This is a genomic window from Rhizobium sp. BR 315 (assembly GCF_050577975.1).
Lineage (GTDB): Bacteria > Pseudomonadota > Alphaproteobacteria > Rhizobiales > Rhizobiaceae > Rhizobium > Rhizobium miluonense.
On sequence record NZ_JARWKZ010000003.1, the window covers coordinates 99553 to 120226 of the forward strand.

The following is a 20674-nucleotide window of genomic DNA, read 5'->3' on the forward strand; positions in this document are numbered from 1 at the left end:
TAACTATTCTTTTTTTGCTTCTGTATTTACAGGTGATTAACCCACTTCCTTAAAGCGATGGAAACGGCGAACAGCTACCGTGCAGCTCATCCGATCAACGGCAACAGTTGGCGGACGTGCTGTCAACAAATTGTGTGGAGTAAATTCATGTCCAAGCTTTTTTCGCGCTTCCTGAAGGATGAATCGGGTGCGACCGCAATCGAATACGGCCTGATCGCAGCTCTGATCTCGGTCGCCATCATCACTGGCGCAACTACCCTGGGTGGTGCATTGAACAACACGTTCACCAACATTGCCACCCAGATGAACCATTCCGGCAACGGCATTGGTACCAAGTAAAATATTTGCCTCAAGGGCATAATATTTTCCGGAAACCGCTCATTGGTGAGCGGTTTCCGATATTTATGTTTGGAAGAGGGAAAGCATGCTCGAAGCAGCAGCGTTGCTCATATTTCCGCTCTGCATGTCGATTGCGGCGATCTCCGATCTGCTGACGATGACGATTCCTAACCGCGTATCCCTGGCGCTCGCGATATCGTTTCTTGTCTTGGCGCCGATTTTCGGGCTGTCCTTTACAGAGATTGGCATGCACTTAGCCGGTGCAAGCGCCGTGTTTTTTGTCTGCTTCGCACTATTCGCGCTGAACGTCATGGGCGGTGGCGACGCAAAACTACTGGCGGCGGCCGCGCTTTGGTTCGGCTTCGATTCATCCCTTGTAGTGTTCCTGATCTATGTCGCGCTTATCGGCGGCGCCGTCACATTTCTGATCGTATTGCTCCGGTCACAGTCCAGCACCATCATGGCCATCGGCCTTCCCCTGCCGAATTCATTGATCACGGCGAAGAAGATCCCTTACGGCATTGCTATCGCCATCGGGGGAATTCTTGCATTCCCAGGCTCGTCTCTGGTTATCGCTGCCACGCAACGGGCGATCTAGGTTGAAATCTGCGAAAGCAACGTATTTTTACGTGAATACTATCTAATATTGCTCAAGTAATCATGGTTAAGTAATAATAAATGTAACGTACCATTAACCATAATTACACCAATTGCCGGTCATTCTGCGGGGCGAAGAATTCTGTTCCCCAAGGAATGTCCATGAAACCCGCTCGCATAATGATACTCGCAGTGGCAGCCGTCGCAGCCGGTATGGCCGGCCTGCTGGCGATGCGTCTTGCCGGCAAGCGCGATATCGTGCCGCAGCAGATTGCAGCGGTGGTGGAAAAGGAAGCGACGATCAATGTGCTCGTTGCGGGCGCCAATCTGCCCGTCGGCTCGCGTTTGGACGAAAAATCGATCCATTGGCTGGCCTGGCCGGAAAGCGGTGTGGTCAAAGGCCTCATCACCCAGAGTGACCGTCCCGATGCCGTGAAGGACCTGAAGGGCGCGGTCGTCCGCTTGCCGATGTTCGAAGGCGAACCGATTCGCGAGGAGAAGGTCGCCGATTCCAGCAGTCGTATCCTTTCCTCGCTTTTGCCGTCCGGTAAGCGCGCCGTCGCCACCGAGATCTCCGTCGCGACCGGCGCCGGCGGCTTCATTCTCCCGAACGACCGTGTTGACGTCATTATGGTCCGCAAAAGCGCGCAGCAGCAGCTCATCACCGAGACGGTGCTCAGCAACGTGCGGGTCTTGGCGGTCGATCAGCAGATCGAAGAAAAGCAGGATGGAAGCAAGGCCGCGGTCGGCGCAACCGCAACGCTGGAGCTGACGCCGGACCAGGCGAAGGTCCTGGCCGTCGCGCATCAGATGGCCGACCGGTTGACGCTGGCATTGCGCTCCGTTGCCGACGCGCAGCAACCCGATACGACGGCAGCCGATTATCTGCTGGCCGGCGATAATGGCGGCGGCCTCGTGCAAGTCATCAAGTCGGGAGCGATCGTGACCGATGGCCCAACGGGGCCGAAACCACAATGAGAAGGGGCGGGATGATGTTCAAGACAAGCAAGAAGGCCAGCCTCTCCCTCGCTGCAACGCTTTCCTTCTCCGTTGCCTTTGCGGGCCTGCCTTTGGCGGATGCTCCGTCTTTTCTGCAAACCCAAAGGGCTCATGCCGGTGGCTCCGACAGCATCGTCACCATCGCGGGTCTCGGCACGAAACGCACTTTGAAGCTTGGTCTCAACAAGGCGCTGGTAGTCGATTTGCCGGCCGATGCCCATGACATCCTCGTTTCCGACCCCAAAATGGCAGATGCGGTGACGCGCACCTCGCGCCGCATCTACCTGTTCGGCAAGACCGTAGGCCAGACCAACATCTTCATTTTCGGTGCCGACGGCAGGGAAATCGTCAGCCTCGACCTGCAGATCGAGCGCGATATTGCGGGTCTGCAGGCCAATCTCAAACGCTTCATTCCGGACTCCGACATCAACGTCGAGATCGTTTCCGACAACATCGTCATGACCGGAACGGTGCGTACGCCGCAGGATGCGACACGGGCCGAGCAGCTTGCACAGGCTTTCCTCAAGGGCGGCGAAGCGACGACACGCTTTGCAACGGCCTCAGGCTCCGGCGACAACAACGCGGTCGCACTCTTCGCCGAAGGACGCCAGACCTCGCAGATCGTCAACATGCTGCAGATCGAAGGTGAGGATCAGGTGACGCTCAAGGTGACCGTCGCTGAAATCAAGCGCAGCGTGCTGAAGCAGATCGGCTTCGACAACCTCGTCCGCGGTTCCTCTGGTCTGACGGTAGCCCAGCTCGGCAATATTTCGCCCGACGCCACTGCGGCTGCCGGCGGCGGCGGCCTTGCCAGCTTGTTCAAGACTGCCATCGGCAAGTACAACATCAATACTTATCTCAACGCTCTCGAGCAGGCAGGCGCCGTCCGTACGCTGGCGGAGCCGACATTGACGGCGATCTCCGGCCAGGCCGCGACCTTCAATTCGGGCGGTCAGACCCTTTATGCTACGACGAACAAGGACGGGAGCGTCACAGTCACGCCCTTCACCTACGGTATCAGCCTGGCCTTCACGCCGGTCGTCCTGTCGGCCGGGCGCATCAGCCTGCATGTCCAGACGCAGGTGTCCAATCCGGTCGGCACGGCAAACACGGCAACGTATAACCAGCGCGCTGCCGATACCTCGGTTGAATTGCCGTCCGGCGGCTCGATCGCTCTGGCCGGTCTCCTGAGCGACACCATTCAGCAGACCACCAACGGCACGCCCGGCGCCTCGAAGATTCCAATCCTTGGCGCACTGTTTCGCCAGAAGAGCTTCCAGCGCGACGAAAGCGAGCTGGTCATCATCGCGACACCCTATCTGGTGCGTCCGGTCGCCCGCAATAAGCTTGCTCGTCCCGACGACAATTTCTCGCCGAGCAACGATATCAGCGGCGTCTTCATGAATCGTGTCAACAAGATCTACGGCCGCAGGGATGGGCCGCCGGTCGCCGATGCCGATTTCCACGGCACCGTCGGCTTCATCTACAAGTGAGGGGACGGGGGACCATGACGCGCGCCTTTTCAACCGGATTAACGAGGGATCAAAAGATGGCCAGCCTCGAACGCACCGCGCCTCGCACCGGCCGGCCACGTTCCTTCACGCTGGCTCTGATTGCGCCGGCCTTGATCTTGACGGCAATCATCAGTGGCTGTGCCGCATCCCAGGATCGCATGACGACCAGCGCCATCAACGATGACTATCGCCAGCGCCATCCGATCGTGTTGACGGAGAAAGAACACCATCTCGACATACCGATTGCCGCCAGCGATCGCCGTCTGACCACGGGAATGCGCGACACCATTCGCGGCTTTGTGCAGGATTACCGCGGGCATGCAAGCGGCACGGTCGAAATTCTGGTGCCGCGGGGATCGATCAATTCGACAGCCGCTTCGACGCTGCGTCAGCAGATCCGAAAGGAACTGGTAGGGAATGGCATTCCATCGGCCCGCATCGTCGACAGCTATTATGCGGCCGGCGACCCCGGCGACGCAGCCCCGGTTCGCTTGCGCTTTACCGCCACGACAGCCCTCACCAATACGTGCGGTCAATGGCCGGACGACCTGAGCGACAACGCCTTCGACAACCAGAATTACTACAATTTCGGCTGTGCGACGCAGCACAATCTGGCGGCGCAGGTCGCCAATCCGACGGATTTGATCTCGCCCCGTGCCGTGTCGCCGATCGATACCGATCAGCGCAGCAAGGTGATCGACAACTATCGCAAGGGCTCCGTGCCGATGAGTACGGCCACCCTGGGTGGCTTCGGCGGCGGGAGCGGCCAATGAGCATGAGAACTACCCGCCGGCGGAACAGGATGAAATCATGAACGCCATCGATTACGAAATCGAATCGACTGCCGAAGACACCGGGGACGCCCCGCACCCCGGCAACCTCGAGAACTTGCGGCCGCTGCCGCGCATTTCGGTGCACGCCTTCTGCGAAAGCGATCAGTTGCAGCGCGTGATGGACCAATGCGCCAACGATCGGCGCATGTCCAAGGTCAGCCTGCGCATCACCAGCGGCAGCACGGCGGCGGCGGCAAACATGTTCGCTTCGACGCCGACACCGAACCTGATCATCCTCGAAACACGCGCCAATCCACGCAATCTGCTGACGGAACTTGCGCCGCTCGCCGCAGTCTGCGATCCGAGCACCAAGGTGATCATCGTCGGCTATCACAACGATATCGGCCTCTACCGCGAGCTCATCCGCAACGGCATCTCCGAATACGTAGTTCAGCCCACGGATATGGCCGACCTTATGACGGCGATAGCGGGGATTTTCATCGATCCCGATGCTGAGCCGCTCGGCCGCAGCATTGCTTTCATCGGTGCGAAGGGCGGGGTGGGCGCGTCCACCATCGCTCACAATTGCGCCTTCGGCATATCGAACCTGTTCTCCACCGAAACCATTCTGGCCGATCTCGATCTGCCCTATGGCACCGCCAATATTGATTTCGATCAGGATCCCGCACAGGGGATTGCCGAAGCCGTCTATGCGCCGGAGCGCCTGGACGAAGTCTTTCTCGATCGATTGCTGACCAAATGCTCGCAGCATCTCTCGCTGCTGGCGGCGCCCTCCATGCTGGATCGCGCCTATGATTTCGATGCGCATGCATTCCTGCCGGTGCTCGATGTTCTTCAGCGCAGCGCGCCGGTGGCGGTGCTCGACGTACCGCATCTCTGGACGGAATGGACGCGCTCGGTGCTTGGGGCTGTCGACGAGGTCGTCATTTGTGCAGCACCCGATCTCGCCAACCTGCGAAATGCCAAGAACCTGATCGACGCGCTGCGCAAGCTGCGGCCTAATGACAAGCCGCCGCATCTCGTCCTCAACCAGGTGGGCATGCCGAAGCGCCCGGAGATCAACCCGTCGGAATTCTGCGCGCCGCTGGAGCTTGAGCCGATCGCCATCATTCCGTTCGACATCAATCTCTTCGGCAATGCTGCCAACAGCGGCCAGATGATCTCGGAAACCGATCCGAAGTCGCCGGTCGCCGAGGTCTTCTCGCAGATATCACACATCGTCACGGGGCGCGTCGCTTTGAAGAAGGCGAGAAAGGGCGGTCTGCTTGGCCTCCTGAAACGGAAGTAACTGCAGCAGTAGAATTGGATTGAAAGCATGTTTGGCAAGCGTGGAAATGATGGTCCTGCAAAAAGCGGCAGCGTGGCGCCTCAGCCGGCGCGTGCGCCTGCCGCAGCCAGCACGCCTGCCGCACCGGCAGTATTGATCGAGCCGTCTCGCGACCAGTCGCAGCCGCGTCAGCAGGTGACGCCGCCGCCGATGCAGACACCCAGCCGCCGCCGGACGGCGCGCACCGAGGAATATTACGACACAAAATCGCAGGTCTTTTCCGCGCTCATCGACACGATCGACCTGTCGCAGCTTTCCAAGCTCGGCAATGAAGCCGCGCGCGAGGAAATCCGCGATATCGTCAACGACATCATCACGATCAAGAATTTTGCGATGTCGATTTCCGAGCAGGAGGAACTGCTCGAGGACATCTGCAACGACGTACTCGGTTACGGTCCGCTGGAGCCGCTGCTCGCCCGCGACGACATCGCCGACATCATGGTCAACGGCGCCGGCCAGACCTTCATCGAAGTCGGCGGCAAGACAGTCGAATCGGAAATCCGCTTCCGGGACAATTCGCAGCTTCTCTCCATCTGCCAGCGCATCGTCAGCCAGGTCGGCCGCCGCGTCGACGAATCGAGCCCGATCTGCGACGCGCGCCTGCCTGACGGCTCGCGTGTCAACGTCATCGCGCCGCCGCTTGCGATCGACGGGCCGGCGCTGACCATTCGTAAGTTCAAGAAGGACAAGCTGACGCTCGATCAGCTCGTGCGCTTCGGGGCCATCACGCCCGAAGGTGCGACGCTCCTGCAGATCATCGGCCGCGTGCGCTGCAATGTCGTCATTTCAGGCGGCACCGGCTCGGGCAAGACGACGCTTCTGAATTGCCTGACCAACTACATCGACCGCGACGAACGCGTTATCACTTGCGAAGACACCGCCGAACTGCAATTGCAGCAGCCGCATGTCGTGCGTCTCGAAACACGTCCGCCGAATATCGAAGGCGAGGGCGAGATCACCATGCGCGATCTCGTCAAGAACTGCCTGCGTATGCGCCCCGAACGCATCATCGTCGGCGAAGTGCGCGGTCCAGAGGTCTTCGACCTGCTGCAGGCGATGAACACGGGTCACGACGGCTCCATGGGTACGATCCACGCCAACACGCCGCGCGAATGCCTGAGCCGTATCGAATCGATGATCGCGATGGGCGGATTCAGCCTGCCGGCCAAGACCGTGCGTGAGATCGTTTCCAGCTCCGTCGATGTGATCATCCAGGCGGCGCGCTTGCGCGACGGTTCGCGCCGCATCACGCAGATTACAGAGGTGATCGGCATGGAAGGCGATGTGATCATCACGCAGGATCTGATGCGCTACGAGATCGAAGGTGAGGACGCAAACGGTCGAATTATCGGCCGGCATCTCTCCGCCGGCATCGGCAAGCCGCATTTCTGGGATCGCGCCCGCTACTACAACGAAGAAAGACGCCTTGCCGCCGCCCTCGACGAGATGGAGCAGAAGGGTCAATAGGATTTCCCATGTTCGGTGTCGATCCAGTCGTACTCCTGATTGTCCTGCTCTCGGCCGTCTCAGCCGCGGCGATCTGCTATGGCGTGCTCTATTCGCGCATCGAGTCGCAGAAGAAGGCAGAGAGCCGCGTCAACCGGGTGAAGCAGGCCGAGACCGATCGTGTGAAGGTCAAGGCCGCGCGCGATCGCGTCCAGGAAATGTCCAAGCGCCGCAAATCGGTTCAGGAAACGCTCAAGGATCTGGAAAAGCGGCAGTCGGAAAGCACGAAGAGGAAGCAGTCGTTGAAGGCGCGCTTGGCGCAGGCCGGCTTGTCGCTGACGCCCTCTCGCTTCTATCTCTTCAGCGTGCTGTTCGGCCTCTTCGTGATGTTGATCTTTTTCATCGTCGGCGCACCGCGTCTCGCCGTTCTCGGGTTACCTTTTGCCGCAATGTTCGGCTTGCCGCGGTGGATCGTCAGTTTCCTCATCAAGCGCCGGCAGAACAAGTTTCTCGAAGAATTCCCCAACGCGCTTGATCTCATCACGCGCTCGCTGCGCTCCGGCCTGCCGTTGAACGATTCCGTGCGGCTTGTGGCAAGCGAGGCGCGCGACCCCGTCAAAACGGAATTCCGCCGGGTGGTTGAGGCGCAGCAGGTGGGCCTCAGCATGTCGGATGCCTGTGCACGCATGCTGAACCATATGCCGCTTCAGGAAGTTAATTTCTTCTCGATCGTCATCGCCGTCCAGGCGCAGGCCGGTGGCAACCTGTCGGAAGCGCTGGGCAATCTGTCGCGGGTGCTGCGTGAGCGCAAGAAGATGAAGGCGAAAGTCCAGGCATTGTCGATGGAGGCAAAGGCCTCCGCCGTCATCATCGGCGCTTTGCCCTTCATCGTCATGACGCTCGTCTCCCTGACGTCGCCACAATATATGACGGTCCTCTTTGTCGATCCGCGCGGCCACCTGATCCTGATGTGCGCAGGCGTTTGGATGTCTATCGGCATTTTCATCATGCGCAACATGATCAATTTCGAGATCTGAGCGGGGGGAGCCGCCAAGCCTATGTCCGATCTGGCTGCCAACCTGACCGATCCCGGCACCATTCTGGCCGTTGTCGTGGCCATCGTGGTTTTTGCTACCTTCTATACGATTGCCTTGCCGATACTGGAGCGTGGCGACCTCAACAAGCGCATGAAGGCGGTGTCGACGGAGCGCGAGCAGATCCGGGCCCGCGAGCGGGCGCGTTTGAATGCCGACGGCGGCAAGACAACGCTGCGCAATCAGAACAATCACAATGTCAGGCAGATCGTTGAGCGTTTCAACCTGCGCAACGCGCTCGTCGACGCCAATACCGTCAATCGTCTGCGTGCCGCTGGCTTACGCTCTGAAAATGCGTTGAACATGTTTCTGGTGGCGCGGTTTCTGCTGCCATTCCTGTTCCTTGCTGTTGCTATCCTACTGGTCTTCGTTCTCGGCTATTTCGCCAGCAGGCCGTTGCCGATCCGTCTGCTCGGCGTCATCGGCATGGCCTATCTCGGTTTCTACGCGCCGAACATCTATATCTCCAATCTGGTCACCAAGCGCCAGAAGTCGATCAAGCGGGCCTGGCCCGATGCACTCGACCTGATGCTGATCTGTGTGGAGTCGGGCATATCGATCGAAGCCGGCATGCGTCGTGTCGCCGAGGAGATGGGGGAGCAATCCCCGGCGCTCGCGGAAGAAATGATCCTGACCACGGCCGAGCTTTCCTTCCTGCAGGATCGCCGCACCGCCTTCGACAATCTCGCGGCCCGCACGCAGATCGAGCTCGTCAAATCGGTAACGCAGGCGCTCATCCAGGCCGAGCGCTACGGAACGCCGCTCTCGCAGGCGCTGCGCGTCATGGCCCAGGAAGGCCGTGACGAACGCATGAACGAGGCGGAAAAGAAGGCCGCAGCGCTGCCGCCGAAGTTGACGGTGCCGATGATCGTCTTCTTCCTGCCGGTGCTGATGGCGGTCATTCTCGGGCCGGCGATCATCCGCGCTCTCGACAAGTTTTGAATGTTCCGGCTTGCTCGCGGCGCGGGAGGGTGATTAAGCTCCCCATCGATGTCGCCGGCAACGCGATCGGATGATTTCCGGAATGCGTGAAGCATCCAGGCTCGGCGACCAAGCGGATATCCAGCCGGATCGGGAGGCCTCGCATGTCATCCATAGCCGTGTTTTTCAGTGTCATTGCCGCAGTCTTCATCGGTGCCGTTAGCCCCGGGCCGAGCTTCGTCCTCGTTTCCAGAATTGCCGTCTCGCGCTCCCGCCAGGCAGGCCTGGCCGCAGCGTTGGGTATGGGGACGGGCAGCGTCATCTTCGCGACATTGGCGCTTTTCGGTTTGAGCGCGTTGCTGATGAAGGTCGAATGGCTGTATCTCGCGCTGAAGGTCGCCGGCGGGCTCTATCTGATCTATGTCGGCATCCGCATTTGGCGCAACGCGGCGCTTGATCTTCCTCTCGACGCCGCTGCCACCCCGGCCGCCGGCGGCATGGGGCGTAATTTCTTATTTGCGCTCGGAACTCAGCTCAGCAATCCGAAGACGGCCATTTTCTATGGCAGTATTTTTGCTGCACTTCTTCCGGCGTCTCCGGCGCCGTGGCTGCTGCTAACGGTTCCGCCGGCTGTCTTCCTGGTCGAGGCGGGCTGGTACACGGTGGTCACCATCGCGTTCTCGTCCAATCGCCCGCGTGCGCTCTATGTCGGTTCGAAATTATGGATCGACAGGGTAGCCGGTGCCGTCATCGGCGCGCTCGGCGTGCGGCTGGTGGCGGACGGCCTGCCGCGGCATATCTGGCGCTGAGCGTTTGGCGCGATACGCAAAGCTAAACGGAAGGCACCGCAAATTTCTTATTGGACGGCTTTCTTGGTGCCGCTGCTGGCGGCAAGCCGCTGCCAGGAGTTCCGCTGCACCAGCATGCCGCGCAGATAGGCGACATTGGCGTTCGCCTGTTGCGGGGTCAGCTCGTGGCGGGCGATCTGCTCTGCTTCGGCAAACCGGCCCTGCAGGCCGACGACGAGCGCCAAATTCTGCCGTACGCGGCTGTCGGTTGCCGGCTGGGCGGCGGCCGAGCGAAGGTAGGTTTCCGCATTCTTGAGATCGCCCGTCAGCACATAGGACATGCCGAGATTGGAAAGGATCGTCGGCTCGTTGGGCGCCAGCACCAGCGCGTCGCGGTATTTGCCGCGTGCATCGGTGGAGCGGCCGAGCTGATCGAGAATGGCGCCCTCTGCGGAAACCAGGCGCCAGTCGGGACGATCGGGGGTCTGGGCGCGGTCGATCGTGGCGAGCGCCTGTTCCAGCTGACCTGCCGCCGCCTGTGCCTTGCCATAGGCCGCCAGCACGCCGCGGTCGCTCGGATTGTTGATCGCGACCTGCTGCATGACGGCGAGCGCCTGATCGTTGCGGCCGCTCATGCGCAGCGCATTGGCATAGTTGACGCCGGCATCGCGATCTTTGGGATTGGCGTCATAGGCCTTGCCGAAGGTAGCGGTGGCTTGCGCCAGGTCGCCGCTGTTCATCGTGTCCATCGGCCTCGAAGACTTCGGGATCGAGCCGGTCGTGATCTGGTCTTTGCCTGCCGTCGTCGAGCAGCTTGCCAGTACCAGTGCCAGAAGTGCGGCCGAAGCGCCTCGAAAAAGGAAGGTTCCGAGCAAAGATGTGGTTGAACCGGCGGACATGACGCTATTCCCTGAATCCTTAAATCTTGCGTCAGGCCTAGAATCGGAACAGGGAAGGTTCGGCGCAATGTTCGCTCCAGCAATAATCTGTTAACCCTAACAGACGGTTAACTCTCGATTCTCCAAAGTCATTGTCAAAGGATGGTCATGGCCCCCTATCAATTCATCGAGCGCGCGACGCCTTTTAATTCGAAGGGTGGTTCGACGCTGCCGATCTTTGCCGTCACGCCGGCGCATATCGAGACCGGCACCATCGATCCCATCGCGCTCGATTGGGCCCGCAAGGCCGGCTACAAGGCGGAAAGCGGCTCCCTGCTCCTGATCCCGACGGCCGAGGGGCATCTCGGCGGCGCGCTGTTCGGCCTTGGCGCCAATCCCTCCGAGCAGCCTTTCCTCACGGGCAAACTCGCACGCAGCCTGCCGGCGGGCGATTGGCACATCGAGACGGCGCCGCTGACAGCCAATCGCCTCGCGCTCGGCTTTGGCCTCGGCAGCTACCGTTTTGACCGTTACAAGTCCGAAAAGGCGCCAGCACCGACGTTGATGATCCCGCGCGATGCCGATGCCGCCGATATCAAGCGTCAGCTTGCCGGCGTCTTCCTCGCCCGCGATCTCATCAACACGCCGACCAACGACATGGGGCCTGAGCAGCTGGAAGCTGCCTTTCGGGCGCTTGCTCAACACTACAAGGCGGAAATGTCCGTCATCATCGGCGACGATCTTCTGAAGGAGAACTTCCCGCTCGTGCACACCGTGGGACGCGCCAGTGCCGATGCGCCGCGTCTCCTCGAAATGCGCTGGGGCAAGAAGGGCCATCGCCGCATCACGCTCGTCGGCAAGGGCGTGTGCTTCGACACCGGCGGTCTCGACATCAAGCCGGCATCCTCGATGCTGCTGATGAAGAAGGACATGGGTGGAGCTGCCAATGTCATGGGCCTGGCGCTGATGATCATGGACGCCAAGCTCAAGGTCGACCTTCGCGTCATCATTCCGGTTGTTGAAAACTCGATTTCGGCCAATGCGTTCCGCCCGGGGGACATCTACAAGAGCCGCAAGGGCCTGACCGTGCAGATCGACAATACCGATGCCGAGGGCCGGCTGATCCTCGCCGATGCGCTGGCCTATGCCGATGAAGATGCGCCGGACCTGATGATCGACATGGCGACGTTGACGGGCGCTGCCCGTGTCGCGCTCGGCCCCGATTTGCCGCCGTTCTTCACTGATGATAGCGAGCTTGCCAGTGATCTGACCGAAGCGAGCCTGGAGACGGACGACCCGCTGTGGCGCATGCCGCTCTATATGGGCTACGACAAGGATATCCGTACCAAATTCGCCGATATTACCAATGCGCCGGCCGGCGGCATGGCCGGCTCTATTACCGCGGCGCTGTTCCTCAAGCGCTTCGTCACGAAGACGCCGAGTTGGGCGCATTTCGATATCTTCGGATGGGCGCCGAGCGAGCGTCCGCATTCGCCCGGCGGCGGCGAGGCGCAGGCGATCCGCGCGCTGTATCACCACATCAGGCAGAGCGTACGGTAAGGGCAAAGTCCCCTCTCCCCGATTGCGGGGAGAGGGTTAGGTGAGGGGCCAGGCACATAAGCGCGACAAAGTCGGGCTGACCTGACCAGCGGCAATAACCGGATCGAGAGGATGGCAATCTTTTTCGCGTCGGCAGTCCAGAGAAAGCCCCTCATCCAGGCCCTCTACCTTTCGCTCCGCTCAATGTCTCGGTCCCACCTTCTCCCCGCATCGCGGGGAGAGGGGGTCGTTGAATTCCCCTTGAATCCGCCACGATCTTGACCGAAACTGGAACGGTAGCGTAACGATTTTCGGGGTTGTCCGTGCCGCTAGATCTCTCCGCCTCGCAGGCTCTTGGCCTCTGGCATGGCGTGACGCTCGCTCAGGTGCGCCGCGAAGATCATGATTTGACTTTGCGGCAGACAGCGATCCTGCTGCAGATCTATCTCGTGCCTCCGCCGCACACCGTGCGCGGCCTTGCCGCGACGCTCGGCGTCACCAAGCCGGTCATCACCAGGGCGCTTGACACCATGGGTGAGATGGGGTTGGTCGACCGCGTGCGCGACGACCGGGATCGCCGCAATGTCATCATCAAGCGCACCGTCACCGGCGCGCTTTATCTGGAAAAACTCGGCGATCTCGTCATCGAGCACGGCCGCAAACTGTAATTCGGGAATTGCTTCATGACGCTCGACCGTCGTCTCAATGCTTTCAGACCTGACCTCGCCGAAGCTTCCCTTAGAGGCAAGGTCGAAGCCGAACGCTTCGTCGAGGGCAGCAAGGCTCAGGTTTCCGTGCCTGTCATAGCACTTCGGTCGAAGCCGGATCTCGCCGCCGGCATCGATACCGAATTGCTGATGGGCGAAGAGGTGGCCGTTTTTGAGCGCAACAACGGCTGGTGCTGGGTCAAGGCGATTGCGGACGGCTATGTCGGCTATCTCCCTGAAGCGGCGATCAGGGAAGGGGTGCCGGCGGCGACCCATATCGTCGTCCCGCAGCGCACTTTCATCTATCCCGAGCCGGAATTGCGCAAGCCGCATGTTACGGTGCTTTCGATGGGTAGCCGCGTGCACGTCACCGGCACCACCGAGGCGCGGGGCAACCACTATGCCGCCCTCGAGGATGGCACTGCCATCTTTGCCAAGCATGTGCAGCCGATCGGCTTTGATGATGGCGGCGATTACGTCGACGTCGCCCTGCGCTTTCTCGAGACGCCCTACCTCTGGGGTGGCCGCTCCGGTCTCGGCATCGATTGCTCTGGGCTGGTGCAACTGGCGCTGTCGATGACCGGACGCGCCGCTCCCCGCGATACCGATATGCAGGCCGCTGGCCTCGGCGAGCCGATTGCTCGCGAGGAGCTGAAGCGCGGCGATTTCGTCTTCTGGAAGGGCCATGTCGCGATCATGGAGGACGCGGAGACCATCGTTCATGCCAATGGCAATACGATGACCGTGGCACGCGAAAATTTCGCTGCCGCCGTGGAGCGTATCGGCTGGCTCTACGAGTACCCGACCGGCTACCGGCGTCTTGCCGGCTGATCCTCGCTCGGAACAGTCTTTCCGCTCGTTCGTTGTTCCCTCTGATCGATATGTTTTATCGAGAGGAGGAAGAGACATGCCCATCACCGCTATGGAAAAGACGGTTCGGGATATTCTGCACGACGGCCAGTTGCGCAAGAGCGGCAAGATCGACCGGCTGCGCGAGCTGCAGAGCGAAGCTCGGGGCATCCAGCGTGCCGGCAGCGAGAGCTCGATGAGCGCCGATGACGGCCTTCAGGACGATCTGCGCGTTATCGAAAAAGCGCTGCTCGACCTGCATGCCGATACCGAACAGAAGGGCGCCGCCACGCTTTGAGGCGACCTGGCGCCGGCTCCTTCTTGGTGCGGGCGCCTCCATTAGCTACGCGGCCGGGAAATCCAGATGCCGGCGATGATGATGACGCCGCCCAGCGCCTGTATCAGCGTGACGTTCTCGCCAAACAGGATCCAGGCAAAAACGGCTGCTGCGATCGTTTCCAGGAAAATGACGAGTGACGAGAAGACCGTTGGCAGCCTCCCCAGCGCCACCGAGACCAGTCCCTGGCCGCCTGCATGGCTGATAAGGCCGAGCGCCAGCAGGACACCCCATCCGGAGGCCGATTGCGGCAATATGCGCGGCTCGAAGAAGATGGCGACGAGGAACAGAAGCACCGATGTAATGACGCTGAGCTCGAAGGTGACGCGGGCGGCATTCGTCCCGCCGCGCGCGGCGCCGACGGCCAGGAAATAGAGGCCGAAGAAGGCGCCGGTGACAACCGCGAGGCCATCGCCGACGGCGCGGCTCGGATTGAACGCAAGGCTCTGCACCACCAGCGCCGTGCCGCCCGCCAGGCAGACGAGAAGCCCGACGAGCGTTGCGCGACTGACCCTTTGCCGCAAGAGCAGCCAGCCGAAGATGACGACCCATAGCGGCGCCATGGTCGCGAAGAAGGTCGCGTTGGCGATGGTGGTCCGCAGGATGGCGATGTGCCAGAAAAACAGGTCTCCGGTGAAGGCGATTCCGGCAAGGATAGTGGCCATAGTGAAACTGGCGCGAGGTGCAGCGGGCTCTGCCGCCTCGGCATAGCGCATCCATACCCAAAGGATCGGCAGGGCAAGGAAGACACGCCAGAATGCGCTGGCATAGGGACCGACATCGGCGAGGCGCACGAGACTGGGCGAGATGCTCATCGCCAGCGCCGCCAACACCATCGCCACCAGCCCGAAAAGAAACCCTTTTGAATCGTCGGAGCCGGCCTTGCCGGCGACAGGACTATTTGCACCCACCCTTTCGCCGAGGTCTGGAGAAAGCGTATCGTAGTCGATATCGGGCCGTGACATTCTTTTGCCTTTGCAAATCAGGTGATGTGTGGCGCAAACCTAGTACACAGGGAACGAGTATTTGGCTCCATTTTGCCAGCTTCCGTGCAATTTTGTTTCCTCTTTGCGGTGAGGATGTTTTGAAATGCGCAAACCTGCCGATCTCGATGAATTCGACCTGGCGATTCTCGAAATCCTCCAAAAGGACAGTACCGTTCCACAGCGCCAGATAGGCGAACTGGTCCATCTGTCGGCGCCGGCCGTGCAGCGGCGCATTAAGCGGATGCAGTCAAGCGGCGTCATTCAGGCGAATATTGCGGTCGTCGATCCCGCGGCGGTGGCCTTGCCGATCACCATCGTCGTCGAAGTGCAGGTCGCCGACGAGCGCTATGAGCTTATCAATGCAATAAAGCGCAGCTTCCTCGAGGCGCCCGAAGTTCAGCAATGCTATCAGGTGACCGGCGAGGCGGATTTCGTTCTCGTCATCGTGGTGGCCAGCATGTCCGAATACCAGGCGCTCACCCGCCGCCTCTTCCACGGCAATCCGAACGTGACGAAGTTCAAATCGCTCGTTGCTATGGACCGCGTGAAGATCGGTCTTTCCTTGCCACTTACGCAGGATTAGCCGGCTTTCCCGGGTGCCTTGCTTATGCCGGACGCTTCGGCCAGTTCGTCACGCCGCCGCTCCAGTCCTCGAAAGCCTTGGAAAGACGCAGCACGAGCATGTCGCCGAAGCGTGGGCCGACGATCTGCAGGCCTATCGGCATGCCCGAGCGGGAGAAGCCGCAATTGATCGACGCGGCCGGCTGCTCCGACATGTTCCACGGAACGGTGAAGCCGATATGCTCGAAAGGCCGGGCAGGATCGTTGGTCGGGGAGGCCCATTCGGCGGGATAGGAGACGATCGGATTGGTCGGTGAAAGCACGGCGTCCACCGCTGCGAAGAGTTTTCCACAGCTCTTGCGCATTTCGATCGTCTGGTTAAAGCCGCGAACCGCATCGACGCCGCTGATGTCGGCGCCGCTCTTCGCCCAGCTATGGATATAGGGCAGGATCGAGTTGCGGCGCTCCTCGCTCAGCCCCATGATGTCGCCCCAGAAGCGCGCACGCCAGAAGACATCGAGGCCATCCAGCATCTGCCTACTTAGCACTGGCGCGACGTCGACGATGACGGCGCCCGCTTCCTCGAAGCGCTTGGCGGCGGCAACGACCGCATCGCACACCTCATCATCTACGGGCAAGCCGCAGCCTGCATCCAGCATCAGACCGATCTTCATACCGCTGACGTCGATACCGAGATCCATCCAGTCGATTTCGTTTGGCGGCAGGCTGGTGCCATCGCGCCAGTCGGGGCGCGAGAGCGTCGCCATCGAGAAGGCGGCGTCCTCGACCGTGCGGGTCATTGGTCCGGCGCATCGCCCGACATAATAGGGATCGACTGGAATGCGGCCGTGGCTCGGCTTGAAGCCGAAAATACCCGTCCAGCCTGCCGGTAGGCGCACCGAGCCGCCGATATCGGTGCCGATATGCAGCGGTCCATAGCCGGCTGCGGCCGCAGCCGATGCACCGGCGCTGGAGCCGCCCGGATTCTGGCTCGGGTCCCAAGGATTGCGGCTGAGCTTGTGAAAGCTGGAGAGGCCGGAGGAGAGCATGCCGTAGTCAGGGCAGGTGGTCTTGGCGAAAATCACCGCCCCATCCTCGCGCAGGCGGGCGGCGATCGGCGCGTCCTCAGCGGCGGGAACAAGCTCGACAGCCGCCGTGCCAAGCGGCACCGGCTGCCCCTTGGTGGCGATCAGTTCCTTTAGCGTCACCGGAATGCCATCCAGAGCCCCGAGCGGCGCGCCCTTTGCCCAGCGCTCCGTGGAGGCGGCCGCCTGCCTGCGGGCGTCCTCAGGATCATAGGCATAAAGCGCCGATATCGTCGGCTCCCATGCCTCTATATGCTGTTCGAGCGCCAGCCAGTATTCGCTGGGAGACAGGCTCTTCTTAGTGAATTTGCGTCTTAATTCACGGATGGAAAGATCGGTCGGTTCGGTCATGGTCTATACTCTTTATGTCCTAGTCAGCGCGTCGCCTCGCGGGGGTCAAGGAGATCGCGCAGCCCGTCGCCGAGCAGGTTGAAGCCGAGCACGGAGAGCGCGATGGCAAGGCCCGGCAGAAGAGCCAGCCACGGCGCGACGTGGAAATAGGTCTGCGCTTCTGCCAGCATGCGGCCCCAGGTCGGTGCCGGCGGTGGCACGCTGAGGCCTAGGAATGCAAGCCCGGCCTCGGTCAGAATCGCGAGACCTAGCTGGATCGTCGCCTGGACGATGATGTTGCCCATGATGTTTGGCAGGACGTGGCGGAGCGTGATGGCAAGCTGCGTATTGCCGATGGCGCGTGCCGCCAGCACATAGTCACGGCTCCAGGCCTGCAGGGCCGAGCCGAGTGCGACACGGGCGAACACCGGCACCATGAAAACCGCAATGGCTATAATGGCCGTCATGCGCCCGGTCCCGAGAAACGCGCCGAGGATCATGGCCGAAAGGATCGGCGGCAGTGCGAAGATGACATCGCAAGCCCGCATGACGAGTGCCTCGAACAGTCCTCGTTGGGCGGCGGCGGAAACGCCGATGATTGTCCCGAGCGTCCCGCCGATCGCGACGGCCGACACGGAGATCGACAGCGAATTCCAGCAGCCGGCCATCAGCATCGACAAAACGTCGCGGCCGAGCTGATCGGTGCCGAGAAGCCCGAAGCCGAAGGGCGGATGCAGCTTATGGATGATCTGCACCTTCGCCGGCGGAACCGGCGTCCAGAATAGCGAGACGATGGCGACGCATACGAGGGCGAGGATGATCAAGGCGCCAGCGACGAGGTTCGCGCGCCGCAATGCGCAAAACCGCGAACGAGAGGGCCGGGCAGCGGGTCTGGTTTCGGCTGCAATCATCGTGCCCCTCCGGCGCGCAGTCGCGGATCTATGGCGAGATAGAAAAGATCCACCAGGAAGTTTACGACGATCACGAGGCCGGCAAAGAACAGCACGACATCCTGAAGCACGATGACGTCACGCTGGCTGAGTGCCTGATAGGCGAGGCGGCCAAGGCCGGGCAGCGTGAAGACGTTTTCGATCAGCACGGCGCCGGCGACCAGAAAGGTGAACTGCAGCCCGAGGATGGTCAGTATCGGCACCAGCGCGTTCGGCACCACATGTCCCCAGAGCACGCGGCCGCGCGACAGGCCCTTGGCGACCGCCGTGCGGGCAAAATCCTCGTGCAGCGTGTCGAGCACGGCCGAGCGGGTGACCCGGGTCAACACCGCCGCTTGTGGCAGCGCCAGCGCGATAGCCGCCAGCACCAGCGATTTCAAGGCCGGCCACACTCCGTTGCTCCAGCCAGGAAAGCCGCCAGCCGGCATCCAGCCGAGCGAAGTGGCAAACACCAGCACCAGCAGCAGGCCAACCCAGAAGCCCGGCACGGCAATACCCATCTGCGAAAACAGTGTGGCGAGGATATCGAAGAAGCCGCCGCGCTTGGCGGCCGCAGCCACGCCGAGCGGCACCGCGATAAGGACGGATAGTAGGATGGCAAGGGCCGCAAGCGGCAGTGTGACGGCGAGCCGCTCGGAGATGAGGCCGGCGACCGGAACGCCGTAGGTGTAGGACGTGCCGAGATCACCCGTCAGCGCGCCGGCAAGCCATTGCCCGTAGCGGACGATCAACGGCTGGTCGAGGCCCATCTCATGCCTGAGCGCTGCAAGCGTCTCCGGTGTCGCCGAGGTGCCGAGCGTGATGGCGGCCGGATCGCCCGGCAGCAGCGCCATGACGGCAAAGATCAGCAGCGAGACGGCGATCAGCGTCAGGACGAGTCCGAAGATGCGGCGGGTAAGCAGTGCGATCATAGCATGTCCGTGGCCGATCGTGCCGGCGTCGTGAACCTCGACGGCGGGCGGCGCGATCCGCCCGTCGGCATCGTCGCGCAGAAGCGATCAATCGTCCCAGGATACCTTGGTCAGCACGTTCGAGGGAATGGGCTCATTCTCCCAAAGGCCCTTCAACTTTTTATCCCAAATGCCAAGCTTCGGCATGACGAAGAGATAGAGGGCCGGAACATCCTCGGCAAGAATGCTTTGTGCCTCTCCATAGAGCTTGTTCTGTTCGGCTACATCGGCGGTGAGCTGGATCTTCTTCATCAGCTGGTTGAAGGCCGGGTTCTTGTAATTGAAGTAATAGGGGTCGCGCGAATAGATATCGATGTCCAGCGGCTCGGCATGGGCGACGATGGTCATGTCATAGTTGCGGCCGCTGAAGACGTCCTGCACCCATTTCGCCGGGAATTCCGTCGGCTCGATATTCATCGTCACGCCGATATCGGCAAGCATCGCCTGCATCACCTGCGCGCTGCGCGGCGCATAGGCCATTTGCGGCGTCTTGATGGTGAAGGTGAAACCATTTGGATAGCCGGCTTCGGAAAGCAGTGCCCTGGCCTTGGCGGGATCATAGGGCAGCGTGCCGGTCAGATCCTTGTAGCCGGGGTCGTTCGGTGTGTAGTGGCTGCCGATTGCCGTGCCGAAGCCGGACCAGGCACCTTCGATGATCGTCTTGCGGTCGAGCGCCATCATCAGGGCCTGGCGCACGCGCTTGTCGTCGAAGGGCTTGCGCGTGTTGTTCATGCCGGCCACGACCTTCAGCTCGGTATTGCCGATCTTGGTCGTGAGCCTGGAGTTGCCCTCGAAGGAATTTACGAGCTCGGGGGCTGCGAATTCCGGAAAGGCATCGACGTCGCCGGCCTTCAGCGCAGCGGCCTCCGCCTGCGGATCGGAAATGAAGCGGAAGGTCACTTTTTCGAGCTTCACGTCGATCGACTTGTTCCAGTAGTCCGGGTTCTTCACGAGGTCGACATGGTCGCCCTTGGCCCAGGCGGAGAATTTGAACGGGCCGGTGCCGACGGGGGCCGTCTTGTCGTTGGCGGAGGATTTTGGGCCAACCATGACCGAGGAGGGCCAGCCGAGCCAATAGAGCAGGCTGCCGGTCGGCGAGGAGAGATGGAGGACCAGCGTTTCCGGATCCGGCGTGTCGATCGAGGCGACGGTCGCAAAGAAGCGCTTCTGCGGATTGACGGAATCGGTGCCGCGGGCGCGATCGAGCGTGAATTTGGCTGCGGCTGAATCGAAGGCCTCGCCGTCATGGAATTTCACGCCGGTCTGGAGCTTGAACGTATAGGTCAGCCCATCCGGCGAAATCTCCCAGCTCTTTGCGAGCTGCGGAACGATTTTGCCGTTTTCGTCGATGGCAACCAGCCCCTCGAAAATATTCTGCCAGGTGACCTGACCGATCGCGACGGGTGCGGCGATCGTCGGATCGAGGCCCGTCGGCTCGACGCTCATGCCGAGATTGAGCGTCGTCTTCGCGGCTTCGGCGGGCGTCAGGCCCATCATTAGCAGGCCGGCGGAAAGCGCCGCGCCACAGGCAAGCCTGCGCGCGATATCGCCAAGGCTCTGGCGTGAAAACTTGGTCATCTCAGCTTCCTTGCTTTTGTCCGCAAAGCCGGCTTCCCTCCGACATGCGGTCTTTTCAAGATAGTGTCATCTCGCAGGTGCGCACACAATTCCAAAAGTTTGTGC

General features: G+C 61.2%; 21 protein-coding genes. 15 read left to right on the plus strand and 6 right to left on the minus strand.

All coding sequences use genetic code 11. From position 1 onward, the window contains the following. The first annotated feature begins 147 nt into the window (after positions 1 to 147). From QD409_RS04775 to QD409_RS04820, 10 genes are all read left to right on the plus strand, one after another. Positions 148 to 339 carry a Flp family type IVb pilin gene (locus QD409_RS04775; protein WP_092843514.1) on the plus strand — a complete coding sequence of 64 codons (192 nt, stop codon included), beginning with the start codon at positions 148 to 150 and terminating at the stop codon, positions 337 to 339. An 85-nt stretch (positions 340 to 424) separates the two neighbouring features. Then, positions 425 to 937: an A24 family peptidase gene (locus QD409_RS04780; RefSeq protein WP_430761969.1), complete on the plus strand. Its 513-nt coding sequence runs from the start codon at positions 425 to 427 to the stop codon at positions 935 to 937. Positions 938 to 1098: 161 nt separating this feature from the next. Next, on the plus strand, positions 1099 to 1914 hold the full coding sequence (gene cpaB / locus QD409_RS04785; RefSeq protein ID WP_430761970.1) for a Flp pilus assembly protein CpaB: 816 nt from the start codon (positions 1099 to 1101) through the stop codon (positions 1912 to 1914). A gap of 14 nt (positions 1915 to 1928) precedes the next feature. Next, entirely contained in the window at positions 1929 to 3428 is a 1500-nt protein-coding gene (locus tag QD409_RS04790; RefSeq protein ID WP_430762082.1) for a type II and III secretion system protein family protein, read from the plus strand. A 56-nt stretch (positions 3429 to 3484) separates the two neighbouring features. Next, positions 3485 to 4222 (plus strand): CpaD family pilus assembly protein, encoded by a 738-nt coding sequence (locus QD409_RS04795; RefSeq protein WP_430761971.1) that lies wholly within the window; start codon positions 3485 to 3487, stop codon positions 4220 to 4222. Positions 4223 to 4259: 37 nt separating this feature from the next. After that, positions 4260 to 5531 carry an AAA family ATPase gene (locus QD409_RS04800; protein ID WP_430761972.1) on the plus strand — a complete coding sequence of 424 codons (1272 nt, stop codon included), beginning with the start codon at positions 4260 to 4262 and terminating at the stop codon, positions 5529 to 5531. Between the two features lie 27 nt (positions 5532 to 5558). Beyond that, complete coding sequence (locus QD409_RS04805; RefSeq protein WP_092843504.1) at positions 5559 to 7037, plus strand: CpaF family protein; 1479 nt, start codon at positions 5559 to 5561, stop codon at positions 7035 to 7037. 8 nt (positions 7038 to 7045) lie between these two features. Next, positions 7046 to 8053, plus strand: a complete 1008-nt coding sequence (locus tag QD409_RS04810; RefSeq protein ID WP_430761973.1) for a type II secretion system F family protein — start codon at positions 7046 to 7048, stop codon at positions 8051 to 8053. A 21-nt stretch (positions 8054 to 8074) separates the two neighbouring features. Continuing rightward, on the plus strand, positions 8075 to 9052 hold the full coding sequence (locus QD409_RS04815; RefSeq protein ID WP_430761974.1) for a type II secretion system F family protein: 978 nt from the start codon (positions 8075 to 8077) through the stop codon (positions 9050 to 9052). 143 nt (positions 9053 to 9195) lie between these two features. After that, positions 9196 to 9840: a LysE family translocator gene (locus QD409_RS04820; RefSeq protein WP_430761975.1), complete on the plus strand. Its 645-nt coding sequence runs from the start codon at positions 9196 to 9198 to the stop codon at positions 9838 to 9840. A 47-nt stretch (positions 9841 to 9887) separates the two neighbouring features. Here QD409_RS04820 and QD409_RS04825 read toward each other — a convergent pair whose 3' ends face one another. Beyond that, a complete protein-coding gene (locus QD409_RS04825; protein ID WP_430761976.1) occupies positions 9888 to 10718 on the minus strand; it encodes a tetratricopeptide repeat protein in 831 nt (276 codons plus the stop codon). A 147-nt stretch (positions 10719 to 10865) separates the two neighbouring features. Between QD409_RS04825 and QD409_RS04830 the strand changes: the two genes are divergently transcribed. From QD409_RS04830 to QD409_RS04845, 4 genes are all read left to right on the plus strand, one after another. After that, the gene (locus QD409_RS04830) at positions 10866 to 12257 is read left to right on the plus strand and encodes a leucyl aminopeptidase family protein (RefSeq protein WP_430761977.1); all 1392 of its coding nucleotides are present in this window, start codon (positions 10866 to 10868) and stop codon (positions 12255 to 12257) included. A 302-nt stretch (positions 12258 to 12559) separates the two neighbouring features. Beyond that, the gene (locus tag QD409_RS04835) at positions 12560 to 12904 is read left to right on the plus strand and encodes a MarR family transcriptional regulator (RefSeq protein ID WP_047634989.1); all 345 of its coding nucleotides are present in this window, start codon (positions 12560 to 12562) and stop codon (positions 12902 to 12904) included. A 15-nt stretch (positions 12905 to 12919) separates the two neighbouring features. After that, positions 12920 to 13774, plus strand: a complete 855-nt coding sequence (locus QD409_RS04840; RefSeq protein WP_430761978.1) for an NlpC/P60 family protein — start codon at positions 12920 to 12922, stop codon at positions 13772 to 13774. 76 nt (positions 13775 to 13850) lie between these two features. Further along, positions 13851 to 14090 (plus strand): hypothetical protein, encoded by a 240-nt coding sequence (locus QD409_RS04845; protein ID WP_430761979.1) that lies wholly within the window; start codon positions 13851 to 13853, stop codon positions 14088 to 14090. A 41-nt stretch (positions 14091 to 14131) separates the two neighbouring features. Here QD409_RS04845 and QD409_RS04850 read toward each other — a convergent pair whose 3' ends face one another. Continuing rightward, on the minus strand, positions 14132 to 15094 hold the full coding sequence (locus QD409_RS04850; protein ID WP_430761980.1) for a DMT family transporter: 963 nt from the start codon (positions 15092 to 15094) through the stop codon (positions 14132 to 14134). A gap of 124 nt (positions 15095 to 15218) precedes the next feature. Between QD409_RS04850 and QD409_RS04855 the strand changes: the two genes are divergently transcribed. Continuing rightward, positions 15219 to 15698, plus strand: coding sequence for an Lrp/AsnC family transcriptional regulator (locus QD409_RS04855; RefSeq protein WP_430761981.1), 480 nt, complete (start codon positions 15219 to 15221; stop codon positions 15696 to 15698). Between the two features lie 22 nt (positions 15699 to 15720). Here QD409_RS04855 and QD409_RS04860 read toward each other — a convergent pair whose 3' ends face one another. From QD409_RS04860 to QD409_RS04875, 4 genes are all read right to left on the minus strand, one after another. Then, positions 15721 to 17112, minus strand: a complete 1392-nt coding sequence (locus QD409_RS04860) for an amidase (protein WP_430761982.1) — start codon at positions 17110 to 17112, stop codon at positions 15721 to 15723. Positions 17113 to 17135: 23 nt separating this feature from the next. Continuing rightward, positions 17136 to 18002, minus strand: a complete 867-nt coding sequence (locus QD409_RS04865; RefSeq protein WP_430761983.1) for an ABC transporter permease — start codon at positions 18000 to 18002, stop codon at positions 17136 to 17138. Further along, complete coding sequence (locus QD409_RS04870) at positions 17999 to 18952, minus strand: ABC transporter permease (RefSeq protein WP_430761984.1); 954 nt, start codon at positions 18950 to 18952, stop codon at positions 17999 to 18001. The genes QD409_RS04865 and QD409_RS04870 overlap by 4 nt, the downstream gene beginning before the upstream one ends. Positions 18953 to 19039: 87 nt before the next feature. Continuing rightward, positions 19040 to 20569, minus strand: coding sequence for an ABC transporter substrate-binding protein (locus QD409_RS04875; RefSeq protein ID WP_430761985.1), 1530 nt, complete (start codon positions 20567 to 20569; stop codon positions 19040 to 19042). Positions 20570 to 20674 lie beyond the last annotated feature (105 nt).